11 protein-coding genes and 1 pseudogene are annotated in these 13203 nt (G+C 72.7%); 6 read left to right on the top strand and 6 right to left on the bottom strand.

What is annotated here, in order from left to right:
* From ACTT8P_RS08085 to ACTT8P_RS08070, 4 genes are all read right to left on the bottom strand, one after another.
* Positions 1–312, bottom strand: a 312-nt coding sequence (locus tag ACTT8P_RS08085) for a 2-oxoglutarate dehydrogenase E1 subunit family protein (protein WP_442830842.1), incomplete at its 3' end; no start/stop codon positions are given.
* A 280-nt stretch (positions 313–592) separates the two neighbouring features.
* Positions 593–1717, bottom strand: coding sequence for a HAMP domain-containing sensor histidine kinase (locus tag ACTT8P_RS08080; RefSeq protein WP_442830841.1), 1125 nt, complete (start codon positions 1715–1717; stop codon positions 593–595).
* Positions 1714–2454: a response regulator transcription factor gene (locus tag ACTT8P_RS08075; RefSeq protein ID WP_361161436.1), complete on the bottom strand. Its 741-nt coding sequence runs from the start codon at positions 2452–2454 to the stop codon at positions 1714–1716. Before ACTT8P_RS08075 ends, ACTT8P_RS08080 begins: the two co-directional genes overlap by 4 nt.
* A gap of 113 nt (positions 2455–2567) precedes the next feature.
* The gene (locus ACTT8P_RS08070; protein ID WP_442830840.1) at positions 2568–3266 is read right to left on the bottom strand and encodes a spermidine synthase; all 699 of its coding nucleotides are present in this window, start codon (positions 3264–3266) and stop codon (positions 2568–2570) included.
* A 147-nt stretch (positions 3267–3413) separates the two neighbouring features.
* On the opposite strand from ACTT8P_RS08070, the gene lon reads away from it, so the two are divergent.
* Positions 3414–5825 carry an endopeptidase La gene (gene lon / locus ACTT8P_RS08065; protein WP_442830839.1) on the top strand — a complete coding sequence of 804 codons (2412 nt, stop codon included), beginning with the start codon at positions 3414–3416 and terminating at the stop codon, positions 5823–5825.
* A 49-nt stretch (positions 5826–5874) separates the two neighbouring features.
* Here lon and ACTT8P_RS08060 read toward each other — a convergent pair.
* A pseudogene (locus ACTT8P_RS08060) lies at positions 5875–6693 on the bottom strand (lysozyme).
* A 208-nt stretch (positions 6694–6901) separates the two neighbouring features.
* Here ACTT8P_RS08060 and ACTT8P_RS08055 point away from each other — a divergent pair.
* Entirely contained in the window at positions 6902–7396 is a 495-nt protein-coding gene (locus ACTT8P_RS08055) for a MarR family winged helix-turn-helix transcriptional regulator (protein WP_442830838.1), read from the top strand.
* Between the two features lie 123 nt (positions 7397–7519).
* Here the strand turns inward: ACTT8P_RS08055 and ACTT8P_RS08050 are convergent, their stop codons facing one another.
* Positions 7520–8305 carry a hypothetical protein gene (locus ACTT8P_RS08050; protein ID WP_442830837.1) on the bottom strand — a complete coding sequence of 262 codons (786 nt, stop codon included), beginning with the start codon at positions 8303–8305 and terminating at the stop codon, positions 7520–7522.
* Positions 8306–8761: 456 nt separating this feature from the next.
* Here ACTT8P_RS08050 and ACTT8P_RS08045 point away from each other — a divergent pair, with 456 nt between their 5' ends.
* The 4 genes from ACTT8P_RS08045 (at position 8762) to ACTT8P_RS08030 (ending at position 13188) form a co-directional block, all read left to right on the top strand.
* Positions 8762–11593 carry a sensor histidine kinase gene (locus tag ACTT8P_RS08045; RefSeq protein WP_442830836.1) on the top strand — a complete coding sequence of 944 codons (2832 nt, stop codon included), beginning with the start codon at positions 8762–8764 and terminating at the stop codon, positions 11591–11593.
* Entirely contained in the window at positions 11590–12093 is a 504-nt protein-coding gene (locus ACTT8P_RS08040) for a roadblock/LC7 domain-containing protein (protein ID WP_442830835.1), read from the top strand. Before ACTT8P_RS08045 ends, ACTT8P_RS08040 begins: the two co-directional genes overlap by 4 nt.
* Positions 12090–12515 carry a DUF742 domain-containing protein gene (locus ACTT8P_RS08035; RefSeq protein ID WP_442830834.1) on the top strand — a complete coding sequence of 142 codons (426 nt, stop codon included), beginning with the start codon at positions 12090–12092 and terminating at the stop codon, positions 12513–12515. Before ACTT8P_RS08040 ends, ACTT8P_RS08035 begins: the two co-directional genes overlap by 4 nt.
* Before the next feature lie 82 nt (positions 12516–12597).
* Positions 12598–13188, top strand: coding sequence for a GTP-binding protein (locus ACTT8P_RS08030; protein ID WP_442830845.1), 591 nt, complete (start codon positions 12598–12600; stop codon positions 13186–13188).
* Positions 13189–13203: the final 15 nt, after the last annotated feature.

The raw sequence follows: 13203 nt of genomic DNA, 5'->3' as shown, positions 1-13203 counted from the left end.
GGCGGGCTGCGCCGGGGCGGCGGCCGGAGCCGGGGCCGGGGCGGGTGCCTGGGCGGCCTGTGGAGCCGGCGCGGGGGTCTCCGCGGCCCCCGCGGCCGCGGTACCCGACGCGGCAGGGGTGGCGGGCGCCCCCGGCTTGTAGTCGGCGAAGAAGTCCCACCAGGCTCGGTCGACCGAATTCGGGTCCTGGAGGTACTGCTGATAGATCTCGTCTACGAGCCACTCATTGGCACCGAACGCTGCGGCGGGGTTCTTCCCCGCTTGGTCGGTGTCGGTCGAGATGCTCGAGTTACTGGGGGACTGTGGCGACACGGCGGCAACCGCCCTCTTCCGCTTCACAAGGTGATGGACAGCGGGAATAAAGGCTACGCCTCCAAGAGCGAGAAGGTCAGGCCGGGCCGGGCCATCGTCGTGTAAGTCACATCGCGGCAGGTGTTTCGGCGCTGGAAATGGCGGGAAACAAGCGTGGTTCCGCGTCAGGAGGGAAGGCTCGAGCGGGCCCGGCGCCCCGTGGGCGCGGGCCTCCGCCTGATCACACGTGTCCGTCAGCGCGAACGTCTGTGGATCATGTGGCTCCGATGAGCACCCTACGTCAACTCGGCGTCGAAGACAGGCCCGGGAGAGTGACAAGAATCCGGCAGCCGCGCTCGGATTCGGCCACCCCGATCCGGCCGCCGTGCAGGTCCACCGCCCAGCGGGCGATCGCCAGGCCCAGCCCGGTGCCGCCGTCGCTGCCGGGACCGTGCGGCCGGGTCACCGCGCCCCGGTTGAACCGCTCGAACACCCGGTGCCACTCCGACCTGGGGATGCCCGGGCCCTCGTCGAGCACCTCCAGCTCCAGCGAGTCCGGCAGCCCGCCCGGCCGCGCCTTCACCGTCACCCGGCCGTGCGGCGGGCTGTGCTTGACCGCGTTGTCGATCAGGTTGGCGACCACCTGGTGGATGCGTTCCGGGTCGGCCAGCGCGGTCAGGCTCAGCGGCTCCACGTCCAGCCGCAGATGGACGTCGCTGCGGGTGTGGTTGCCGGAGCCGGAGGCGATGCCCGCGCGGGCCGAGGCGACCATGTTGGCCTCCTTCAGCACCCCGGACAGGTACGGCCACACCTCGAAGCGGCGGGTGCGCAGCGGCACCACGCCGTTGTCCAGCCGGGACAGGTCCAGCAGGGTCTCCACCAGCCGGCCGAGCCGCTCGGTCTGCCGCAGCGCGGTGCGCATGGTCTCCGGGTCGGCCTCGGTGACCCCGTCGACGATGTTCTCCAGCACGGCGCGCAGACCCGCGATCGGGGTGCGCAGCTCGTGCGAGACGTTAGCCACCAGTTCCTTGCGCTGCCGGTCCTGGGCCTCCAGGTCGTCGGCCATGTGGTTGATCGTCTGGGCCAGGTCGCCCAGCTCGTCCCAGCGGTTCTCGCTGACCCGGCGGGTGTAGTCGCCGTGCGAGATGGACCGGGCCACCGCGTTCATCTCGTCCAGCGGCGCGGTCAGCGAGTGCGCCACGAACTGCGTGATCAGCAGCGTGGCGATCATCGAGAACACCGTGATGAAGCGCAGCTCGGTCTTGGTGTGCACGGCGATCACCGACAGTCCGGTGGTGATCAGCACCGAGGTGACGACCAGCGCGCCCAGCTTGGTCTTGATCGAGAACGGGCGTACGCCGCCCCAGGGCTCCCCGGCGGACCGGGGACCGCTGCTCCGCCGCGCGGCTTGCCGCCCCGCACTCATGGCGTCGGGGTCTCCAGCGCGTAGCCCACCCCGTGCACGGTGCGGATCCGCTCGGCGCCGATCTTGCGGCGCAGCGCCTTGATGTGGCTGTCGACGGTCCGGGTGCCGGAGGCGTCCGCCCAGTCCCACACCTCGGCCAGCAACTGCTCCCGGGAGAGCACCGCGCGCGGCGTGTTCGCCAGGCACACCAGCAGGTCGAACTCGGTCGGCGTGAGGTGCACGTCCTCGCTGCGCACCCGCACCCGGCGCTGCGCGTGGTCGATCTCCAGTTCGCCCAGCCGCAGGATGCCGCTGCGCGGGGTGGAGGCGGCGACCACGGCCCGCTCCACGCGGCGCAGCAGCACGTGCACCCGGGCGGCCAGCTCGCGCATCGAGAACGGCTTGGTCATGTAGTCGTCGGCGCCGACGCCGAGCCCGACCAGCATGTCCGTCTCGTCGTCGCGCGCGGTGAGCATCAGCACCGGCACCGGGCGGGCGGCCTGCACCCGGCGGCAGACCTCCAGGCCGTCGAAGCCGGGCAGCATGATGTCGAGGATCAGCAGGTCGGGCTGCCAGGCCTCGGCGGTGTCGACGGCGGCCGGACCGTCGCCCGCCGTCTGCACCAGGAAACCCTCGGCGCGCAGGCGGGTCGCGATGGCGTCCACGATCGTCTGGTCGTCCTCCACCACCAGCACCCGGCGCTGCGCGCCCTGCGTAGCGGTCGCCGTGCCGTTGTGGGAGGTGTGTGTCTGCTCCATCGCCCGCCCCTGAGGTGTGCTTTACGGAATCCGTGGGGTGATCCCATGACTGCGCTCGACGCTTGAATGAACCGCGTCAGAGCAGCAGCGTACGGGGAGTCACCGGGCCTTTGCTATCCAGGTCCGACGCAGATGTGCACGACGTCCGGAACGCCCCGGGCAACGCGGATCTCTTCGGTACGCACCTGCTGGAACCCGGCATTACGCAAGGTTTCTTCGAAAAGGGGGGAGGGCTGCGCGGACCACACGGCGAGTACTCCGCCGGGCCTCAACAGCCGTGCGCAGTCCGCCAGTCCGGACGGTCCGTAGAGCCCTTCGTTGCCCTCGGTGACGGTCCAGTCGGGGCCGTTGTCGATGTCGAGGCACAGGGCGTCGTAGCTGGCGGGGTGTGTGTCGGATGTCTCATTGACGTACGCGACGAGGTCGGCTTCGACGATCTCCGTGCGCGGGTCGGCCAGTGCCTCGCGGGTCAGCGCGGACAGCGGGCCGTCCCGGTGCCAGCCGATGACGGCCGGTTCGCGTTCGACCACGGTGATCCGCCCCCAGCGGGGGTCGGCGGCGGCGTGCGCGAGCGAGAAGCCGACGCCCAGGCCGCCGATCAGCACCTGCGGGTCCGCGCGCCTCGCGGGCAGCGCCGCCAGCGCCGCGTCGACCAGCAGCCGCTCCGAGCGCCCGTCGGAGGTGTCCATCAGGAAGCAGCCGTTGGCGATGATCTGGAGCAGTTCGCCGTGCCTGCGCAGCACGACCTCGCCGTACGGCCCCTCGCGGCGGTCCAGGACCACCGGGGGTTCGGGAATTGCGTGGACCGACATCCCGGCATCCTGACATCCGCCGTCCGGCGTCTCGTGGGCCTTGATCGCTCACAGCGAACGCCGGGCGGGGAACATCCGGCGTCTCCCGGGCATTGAGTCGATGTACTTGAGTGCAAGCAACTCAACTTGACTGCCGAAGGGGAGATCATGGCTGCTGAGTCCACGCCGTTCACATCGCTCGCCCTGCCCGTGCTGCCGCTCGACGACGAGGTCGTGCTGCCCGGGATGGTGGTCCCGCTCGACCTGAACGACGCCGAGGTCCGGGCCGCGGTGGAGGCCGCGCAGGCCGCCGCCCGCGACGAGCCCGGCAAGCCGAAGGTCCTGCTGGTGCCCCGCGTCGACGGCACCTACGCGAGCACCGGCGTGCTCGGCACCGTCGAACAGGTCGGCCGGCTGGCCGACGGCGACCCCGGCGCGCTGATCCGCGGCCGCGGCCGGGTGAAGATCGGCGCCGGCACCACCGGCCCCGGCGCCGCGCTGTGGGTCGAGGGGACCCGGATCGACGAGACCGTGCCCGAGCCGCTGCCGGGCCAGGTGACCGAACTGGTCAAGGAGTACAAGGCGCTGGCCACCGCCTGGCTGCGCAAGCGCGGCGCCTGGCAGGTGGTGGACCGGGTCCAGGCCATCGAGGACGTCTCGGCGCTCGCCGACAACTCCGGCTACTCGCCGTTCTTGACCACCGCCCAGAAGACCGAACTCCTGGAGACCGCCGACCCGGTGGCCCGCCTCAAGCTGGCCACCGCCCAGCTGCGCGAGCACCTCGCCGAACAGGACGTCGCCGAGACCATCGCCAAGGACGTCCAGGAGGGCGTCGACAAGCAGCAGCGCGAATTCCTGCTGCGCCGCCAGCTCGAAGCCGTCCGCAAGGAACTGCGCGAGCTCAACGGCGACCAGGAGGGCGAGGAGTCCGACGACTACCGGGCCCGGGTCGAGGCCGCCGACCTGCCGGAGAAGGTCCGCGAGGCCGCCCTCAAGGAGGTCGACAAGCTGGAGCGCGCCAGCGACCAGTCGCCCGAGGGCTCCTGGATCCGCACCTGGCTGGACACGGTCCTGGAACTGCCGTGGAACGAGCGGACGGAGGACGAGTACGACATCCAGGGCGCCCAGTCGGTCCTGGACGCCGAGCACGCGGGCCTGGCGGACGTGAAGGAGCGGATCACCGAGTACCTGGCCGTCCGCAAGCGCCGCGCCGACCGGGGCCTCGGCGTCGTCGGCGGCCGGCGCGGCGGCGCGGTGCTGGCCCTGGTCGGCCCGCCCGGCGTCGGCAAGACCAGCCTCGGCGAGTCCGTCGCCCACGCGATGGGCCGCAAGTTCGTCCGGGTCGCCCTCGGCGGCGTCCGCGACGAGGCCGAGATCCGCGGCCACCGCCGTACCTACGTCGGCGCGCTGCCCGGCCGGATCGTGCGGGCGGTCAAGGAGGCCGGCTCGATGAACCCGGTGGTGCTCCTGGACGAGATCGACAAGGTGGGCTCCGACTTCCGCGGCGACCCCGCGGCGGCCCTCCTCGAAGTCCTCGACCCGGCCCAGAACCACACCTTCCGCGACCACTACCTGGAGGTCGAACTCGACCTCTCCGACGTGGTGTTCCTGGCGACCGCCAACGTCCTGGAGGCCATCCCGGAAGCCCTGCTCGACCGCATGGAGCTGGTCCGGCTCGACGGCTACACCGAGGACGAGAAGGTCGTCATCGCCCGCGACCACCTGCTCCCGCGCCAGCTGGAGCGGGCCGGCCTGGACAGCGAAGAGGTGACGATCGACGAGGGCGCGCTGCGCAGGCTGGCCGGGGAGTACACCCGGGAGGCGGGCGTGCGCACCCTGGAGCGGTCCATCGCCCGGCTGCTGCGCAAGGTGGCGGCCCAGCACGAACTGGGCGAGCGGAAGCTGCCGTTCACCGTCGGCGCGGACGACCTGCGGGACCTGATCGGGCGGCCGCACCACGTGCCCGAGTCCGCCCAGGACCCGGCCGAGCGCCGCACCTCGGTGCCGGGCGTGGCCACCGGCCTCGCGGTCACCGGAGCGGGCGGCGACGTCCTCTACGTGGAGGCGTCGCTGGCCGACCCGGAGACCGGCGCGGCGGGCCTGACCCTGACCGGACAGCTCGGGGACGTGATGAAGGAGAGTGCGCAGATCGCCCTGAGCTTCCTGCGCTCGCACGGCGCCGAACTGGAACTGCCGGTGGCCGACCTGAAGGACCGGGGCGTGCACATCCACTTCCCGGCGGGCGCGGTCCCCAAGGACGGCCCGAGCGCGGGCGTCACCATGACCACGGCCCTCGCCTCCCTGCTGTCCGGCCGGCTGGTCCGCACCGACGTGGCGATGACCGGCGAGGTCTCACTGACCGGCCGCGTCCTGCCGATCGGCGGGGTGAAGCAGAAGCTGCTCGCCGCGCACCGCGCCGGGGTGACCACGGTGATCATCCCCAAGCGCAACGAACCCGACCTGGACGACGTCCCGGCCGAGATCCTGGACAAGCTCGACGTCCACGCCGTCTCGGACGTCCGCCAGGTCCTGGAACTGGCGCTGGCACCGGCCACCAGCGAGGTGCCGGTCGCGGCCTGACGGACGGGCGCGGTGCCCCCGGCTGCCTGCCGGGGGCCCCGCGCGGTGTTCAGCCGTTGGCGAGCGCGACCACGCGGTCCAGCGCGCCGTTGAACTTGTCGTGGTCCCCGACCGTCGGTCCGGACGAGGTGTACTGCCACATCGTGTAGTACGACCAGCCGGCCGGCAGCGTCCCCACCGCCGAGGCGTACCGGGCCACCCACAGCGGGTTGGCGGTCGCGAAGCCGCTGTGGTCGCCGGTGCACTCGGTCCATCAGCTGGTCGCCGTGTAGATGACGGCGTCCCGGCCGGTGCGCGCCTTGTAGGTGGTCAGGAAGTCGCGGATCCAGCTGACCAGCTGGCTCTGCGTCTTGCCGTAGCAGGAGGCCCCGTACGGGTTCCACTCGATGTCCAGCACGCCGGGCAGCGTCCTGCCGTCCCGGGACCAGCCGCCGCCGTGGTCGACGAAGTAGTTGGCCTGGGCGGCGCCGCTGGTGGTGTCCGGGGTGGCGAAGTGGTACGCGCCGCGGATCATGCCCACGTTGTAGGAGCCGTTGTACTGCTGGGCGAAGTACGGGTTCGTGTAGTACGTCCCCTCGGTGGCCTTGGCGTAGGCCCACTTGACGCCGCTGCTCCACAGCGTCGACCAGGCGACGTTCCCCTGGTGGCTGGAGACGTCGACGCCCTCGGTCTGGGTGGCGTCACCGGGGACGGGCGTGCCGTGCTCCCCGTCGTGGGCCGGGACCCCCATGCCCAGGTACGCGGAGCCGCGGACCGGGGTGTCGGCGGCGGCGGAGGGGAGGGCGAGAAGGAGCGAGAAGGCGGCGAGCAGGGCGCCGACGGCGGCGAGGCGCCGGCCGCGGGCCGGACCGGGTCTGTGCACGGGCATGACGGGCCTCCGAGGCTCGTGGTGCTCGAGAGTGGTGTGAACATGCCACTGCGGGTGCGCGCGGCAGACGCTACGCACGTAGACCCGCCGCCGGAAGAGGGTCCGGCAGCCGCCGTTGGTCCAAGCCTGCGAAATACTTGCCGAACTGCGGCGATGGCGGCGTACGGCGGAAACTTTCAGGACCGGGAAAACCGAGGCAGGGACTGACGTGCACGAGAACGGGAACGGCGGCGGACGGCAAGCTGAATCCGAGGCGGCCGGCAAGGACGTGGACCAGCCCGGCTTCCTCGCCCTGGAGCGCGAGCTGACGGTGCTGCTGCGCCGGGCCCGGGGCAACCAGGCGGAGATGGCCCGCGAGGTCCACCCGGACCTGGAGTCCTCCGCGTACGGGCTGCTGGTGCGGCTGGGGGAGTGCGGCGGGCAGCGGGCCACCGAGCTGGCCGCCTACATCGGCGTCGGCAAGGCGACCATGTCCCGGCAGTTGCGCGCCCTGGAGGAGCTCCGGCTGATCGCCCGGGAGCCCGACCCGGCCGACGGCCGCGCCTGGCTGGTCGACCTCACCCCGGAGGGCCGCGACCGGGTCCGCCGGGTCCGCGAGGCCCGCCGGGCCCGCTACGCCGGCCGCCTCGCCGACTGGGACCCCCGGGAGGTGTCCGAACTGGCCCGGCTGCTGCACGAGCTGAACCGGGGGATGGCGAGGTGAGCCGGGGGATGGCGAGGTGAGCCGGGGGATGGCGAGGTGAGCCGGGGGATGGCGAGGTGAGCCGGGGGATGGCGAGGTGAGCCGGCGCGGGGCCGGTGCCCTGCGGGAACTCCGAAGCCCCCTTCACAACTCCACGTAGACCACCGTCGCGTCGTCATGCGTCTTGCTGCGCCCCAGGAACGCCCGCTCCGTGTCGGCCCGTTCCAGCTCCCGCACCCGGTCCACCAGGCGCTGGGCGCCCTCCTTGCGGACGATCCGCAGCAGGTCCGGCCAGTCGCCCGCGCCGAACTTCTCCACCCACCGCGTCGCCCCGTCGCTCAGCGCCGCCAGCGCCCGCACCTCGTCGCGCGGCAGTTCCCCCGTCACCGCGCGCGCCGCCACCGCGGGGTCGGCCGCCGCCGTGAAGAAGCCGCCCTCCTTGTTCCGCAGGTCCGCGTCCACCAGCGCGTCCGTGGCGCGGGCCGCGCGCGGCAGCCGGGCCAGCCGGTCGTCCAGGCGGGCCGTGACCGTGCCGTCGGGCGCCTCGACCAGCAGCGCCGAGTCGCACAGCAGCAGGTACTCGACCCGCGCCGGCGACCAGCGGGCCAGGACCACCGTCGCCTGCGGCGTTCGCGGGTGAGAAAGGTCACAGGTTTTGGCGTGCGCCTCGGCGGTAACCGCGATGGCGCGGGACAGCGCGTCGGCGAGAGGAACATCCGGGAGTGAAACGGTCAGTTCGGTCAGTGCCCCGCCGAGGCGCGCGGTGAACCACGGCACCGAGTGCACGCACCCCGTCGCGTCCTTCGGCGGTGTCACCCCGTCCAGCAGCACCACCACGCCGCCCCGTCCGGAGGCCGGGAGGGCGACGCTCGCGAAGTCCTCGTTGGGCAGCCGGGAGGTGCTGGGTTCGGAGACCAGATCCGTACGCATCCGATCAGTCTGCACGAGTCCTTCACGACCGGCGCAAGGTGTCGGCCGGTGGCCTGATTTCGTCACCGCCGTGCAGGTCAGGCGCCTGATTTGGGGCGGAATACCGCACTCCGGCGGCACGTGGCGGCACATCCTGCCACCGCCCCGCCGGGAACGTCCAACCGGCCCCCGGGGCAAGCCCGTCGAACATGCCACGGGAACTTGCTCCCCAACTCGCCTCCGGGGTTCACTCCTTCGGGTGGCGGGCCAGGTGTTGCACACCCGGTGCCCATGGGCACTGGGAGGGTCGGGAGCCGGTGGGGGTCCCGCCCCGTCCGACCACGGCCGACGGCGCGCCCGGCACGGTCGACGGATGAAGACGGCCGTACGGATCGAACACGGACGTGAAGACGGACGTACGGGCCGGCCGGCCGGTTGACGGAGCGCCACCCGGCCCCACGGGTACACGAGTCAGGAATGCGAGCACCGGTGCAGAAGACGCGGCCTCGTCGCACAGGCAAGCAGACGGCCCCCGCCGGGGGTACGGAGCGAACCTCCCCCGTCACCCCCGCCCCGGACCCCGCGGCGACCCCCGCCCCGGCCGTCGTGGCCCCCACCGTGGGCCGGGGCCGGCCCACCCACGTACGCAACCGGCTGATCGTCGCCGTCCTGGTGGTGGCCGCCGCGATCGCCGGCGCCGGCGCGCCCTCGGTCATCACCGCATCCGAGCAGCTCAGCGACGCCCAGGACCTGGTGACCCGCGCCGAGCAGACCCAGGACGCGCTCACCCTGGCCCACTCGCTGGCCGACGAACGCGACGAGGTCACCCCCTACATCGCCGCCGGCCGGCCCGAGTCCAAGGCGCCCTCGGAGCAGCGCGGCAAGCGCGTCGACCGCCAGGTCGAGGAACTGCGTGCCGACCCCGACCTGCCCGCCGCCCTGCGCGCGGACCTGGACGCCGTCGCCGCGCTGCGCCGGGCCGCGCTCACCGGCAAGTCCAGCGCCTTGGAGGCGCACGACGCGTACTCCACCGCCATCACCGAACTGCACGGCCTCGCCGAACAGCTGGCCGAGCAGATGCCGCCCCGCGCGGGCGCCGGGGCGTACGCGCTGGCCGAGCTGGACTCCGCCGTCCAGCAGGCCGCCGCCGCCCGCGGCCTGCTGCTCGCCGCGCTCAGCGTGCCGAGCGGTACCCAGACCTCGTACGACCCGATCACCGGCCTGCCCACCGAGACCAACACCACCTCGGACGCCGACGCCAAGACCCGCGCCGCGCTGGCCGCCGCCGCCCAGGAGGCCCGGGTCCGCTCCGACGCCGCCCTGGCCGACTTCCGCGAGGGCGCCCCCGAGCCGGCCAAGGAGCGCTACGACGCCACCGTCACCGGGCCCGAGGTGGACAGCGCCGAGAAGTACCTGGCCGCCCTGACCGACCAGCCGACGCTCTCCGACGACGACCTCGGCACCAGTGTCACCAAGCTGTCCGCCGCGCTCTGGGCCCGGGTCGACGCCATGCGCGGCGCCGAGTCCGCTCTCTACGAGCGGCGCAGCACGGACCTGGCCCAGTTGCGCGACGACGACGTCACCGCGCTGGAGATCCGGATCGCCGTGCTCGGTGCGCTGATCCTGATCGCCGTGGGCGTCGCCACCGCGCTGGCCCGCAGCCTCACCCGCCCGCTGTCGGTACTGCGCCGGGGCACCGCCCGGCTCGCCGAGGCCGAGCACCCGGCCGCCGAGGAACCGCTCACCTTCACCGGCCGCAACGACGAGTTCGCCAAGGCGGTCCGCTCGGTCAACGCCCTGCACGCGCACGCCGTCGCCCTGGCCGAGCGGGTCACCACCCTGGAGTCCGACCGCAAGCACCTGGTCGGCCAGCGGCAGAAGATGGCCGACGCCCGCGAGGAACTGCGCGCCGAACTCGCCGAGTCCGCCGCCCGGCTGGAGCAGGTCCGCCAGAGCGTCGGCTCCACCTACGTCAACCTGGCACTGCGCACCCTCGGCCTGGTCGAACGCCAGCTCGGCGTCATCGAGTCGATGGAGGAGCGGGAGCAGGACCCGGACCGCCTGGCCACCCTGTTCAAGCTCGACCACTTCGCCACCGTGATGCGCCGGCACAGCGAGAACCTCCTCGTGCTGGCCGGCGCCGAACACGGCCGGCACACCGCCGGACCGGTGCCGCTGGTCGACGTGGTGCGCGCCGCCGTCAGCGAGATCGAGCGCTACGAGCGGGTCCGCATCGCCGCGCTGCCGCCGCACGCGCACGTGGCCGGGTTCGCCGCCGACGACCTGTCCCACCTGCTCGCCGAACTCCTGGAGAACGCCACCTCCTTCTCGCCGCCGGACCGGCCCGTCGAGGTCTCCGGCTGGCTGCTGGAGAACGGCGAGGTGATGCTCTCCGTCCAGGACGAGGGCATCGGCATGGAACAGGACCGGCTGGAGCGGCTCAACGCCCGGCTCACCGACTTCGACCCCGAGGCCCCCTACGAGCAGCCTCGGGGCGAGGCGGGCGAGGCGGGCGAGGAGGACGAGAGCGGTCTCGGTCTCGGCCTGTACGTCGTGGCCCGCCTCGCCCACCGGCACGGCGCCCGGGTGCGGCTACGCGAGCAGCAGCAGGGCGGCATGGCGGCCGTCGTGGTCGTACCCCTGCCGCTGCTCGCCGAGGGCCCGCCGGTCGCCGCACCCCCGGCGGTGCCCGCCGCCGACGGCACGGCGGGCTTCGCACTGCCGGGCGCGGACGCGGAGGCCAACTCCAACGTTCTCCAGGGCCGCTCGGAGAGCGGTGAGGACCGCGCAAGCGGCGACCCGCTGGTGTCGCTCGCGGAGGAGGCGGTACGGCGGTCGGAGTCCCCGGAGCCGTCGGAGTCCCCGGCGTCCGCGGAGCCCGTCTCCGAGATCACCATGGAACTGCTGATCCCGGCCCCGGCTCCCGAAGCCGAACCCGCCCACGACCGCGCCCCCGACGAGGGCGCCGAACCGCAAGCGGACGACAACGGCGATGTCGGCGGCGATGGCGATGTCGACGGCGATGGCGACGGCGAAGATCCGGTCACCGACAAGGGCCTCCCCAAGCGGACCCCGAGGATCAGCACCCCCGCGTCGACCCCCCGCCCCCGCACCGGCGCGGTGGACGCCGACGAGCTCCGCCGCCGCCTCGGCGGCTTCCGCAAGGGCGCGGAGGCCGGACGGCGCGAGGTGGCGGCCGAGATCGCCGAAACCGAACAGACCACCACCACCCGGCCCGACGCGCCGGACGCCACACCGGACCGCACCGAAGAATCCACGGGGGGCACTGTCGAGGAGGCAAGCAGTTGACCGCGCCCAGTACCTTCGGCCTGAGCAGTGAAGCCCGCAACCTGCACTGGCTGCTCACCAATCTCGTCGAGGAGGTCCCCGGCATCCTCTCCGTCGCGGTGGTCTCCTCCGACGGCCTGCTGCTGCTCTCCTCCGACCAGGAGAGCAACGAGGCGGCCCGCCGGAGCGGAGGCCGGTCCACCACCGGCCCGCGCGGCTCCGCCGCCGACCTCGCCACCGTCGTCTCCGGCATCGGCAGCCTGACCGTCGGCGCCGCGAAGCTGATGGACTTCGGTGCCGTCAAGCACACGATGGTCGCGATGGACGAGGGCAGCCTGTTCGTGATGTCGATCAGCGACGGTTCGCTGCTCGGCGTGCACGGCGCCGCCGACTGCGACATGAGCGTGGTGGCGTACCACATGGCGCTGTTCGTGGGCCGGGCCGGCCATGTGCTGACCCCGGAGCTCAGGAACGAGCTGCGGCAGTCGGTGGAGTCCGCGGCGGCCGGGAGTCCCCGATGAGCCGAGGCCCGACGAACAAACTGCCCGTGCGCGGCAGTGGCCGCAGGCCCGCCCGGGTCCGCCCGTACTCGCTCACCGGCGGCCGGACCCGCTTCGGCCACGTCCTGCTGGTGGAGACCTTCGTCGGCGCCACCGGCCCGGCCGCGCTGGAGGCCGCCGACGACCGCAGGGAACTGACGAAGACGCCGCTGTCCCGGGTGATGCCGGAGATGCGGGCCATCGTCGAACTGTGCCGCCGGATGCGCACGGTGGCCGAGATCGCCGCGCTGCTGAGGATGCCGCTCGGCGTGGTCCGGGTGCTCCTCAGCGACCTCGCGGACCAGGGAAAGATCCGTGTGTACGGCACCGGAACCGGCCATGGCACAGGCCGCCCGGACCGCGCTCTGCTGGAAAGGGTGCTGAGTGGACTCCGCCGTCTCTGATACCGCCGTCTCTGATACCGCCGTCTCCGACACCGCCGTCTCTGATACCGCAGTCTCGGACACCGCCGTCTCCGGCACCGCCGTGGTCGACGAGCCGCTGCGGCCCTGGGAGACCAACACCGACCGCGCCCCCGTCGCCACGAAGATCGTGATCGCGGGCGGCTTCGGGGTCGGCAAGACCACACTGGTCGGCGCCGTCTCGGAGATCCCGCCGCTGCTGACCGAGGCGCTGATGACCCGGGCCAGCGAGGACGTAGACGACCTCTCCGCCACCCCCGACAAGCTCACCACCACCGTGGCGATGGACTACGGCCGCCTCACCCTCGACGACGACCTGGTGCTCTACCTGTTCGGCACCCCGGGCCAGCAGCGGTTCTGGTTCATGTGGGACGACCTGGTGCGCGGCGCGATCGGCGCCGTCGTGCTGGCCGACACCCGCCGTCTGAAGGACAGCTGGCCCGCGCTGGACTACTTCGAGAGCTGCGGACTGCCGTATGTCGTGGCGGTGAACCACTTCGAGGGCAGTGAGCGGTTCGACGAGGAGGACGTACGGGAGGCGCTGACCGTGCCCAGGCACATACCTGTCATGATCATGGACGCGCGGCGCCGTATCTCCGTGGTCGAGACGCTCCTGACCCTGGTCGGCCACGCGCTGGACGAAACCCCCGAATAGGAGGCGGAAACCCCC

It is taken from the genome of Streptomyces sp. JW3, assembly GCF_052216785.1.
Classification (GTDB): Bacteria; Actinomycetota; Actinomycetes; order Streptomycetales; family Streptomycetaceae; genus Streptomyces.
The sequence above is the reverse complement of the archived record's forward strand: the minus strand, read 5'-3'. Positions and strand labels throughout refer to the sequence as shown.

Coding starts and splice junctions, on each gene's coding strand:
- ACTT8P_RS08080 (WP_442830841.1), bottom strand. CDS start 1,717: ATGAGTGCGGGGCGGCAAGCCGCGCGGCGGAGCAGCGGTCCCCGGTCC.
- ACTT8P_RS08075 (WP_361161436.1), bottom strand. CDS start 2,454: ATGGAGCAGACACACACCTCCCACAACGGCACGGCGACCGCTACGCAG.
- ACTT8P_RS08070 (WP_442830840.1), bottom strand. CDS start 3,266: ATGTCGGTCCACGCAATTCCCGAACCCCCGGTGGTCCTGGACCGCCGC.
- lon (WP_442830839.1), top strand. CDS start 3,414: ATGGCTGCTGAGTCCACGCCGTTCACATCGCTCGCCCTGCCCGTGCTG.
- ACTT8P_RS08050 (WP_442830837.1), bottom strand. CDS start 8,305: ATGCGTACGGATCTGGTCTCCGAACCCAGCACCTCCCGGCTGCCCAAC.
- ACTT8P_RS08045 (WP_442830836.1), top strand. CDS start 8,762: ATGCGAGCACCGGTGCAGAAGACGCGGCCTCGTCGCACAGGCAAGCAG.
- ACTT8P_RS08035 (WP_442830834.1), top strand. CDS start 12,090: ATGAGCCGAGGCCCGACGAACAAACTGCCCGTGCGCGGCAGTGGCCGC.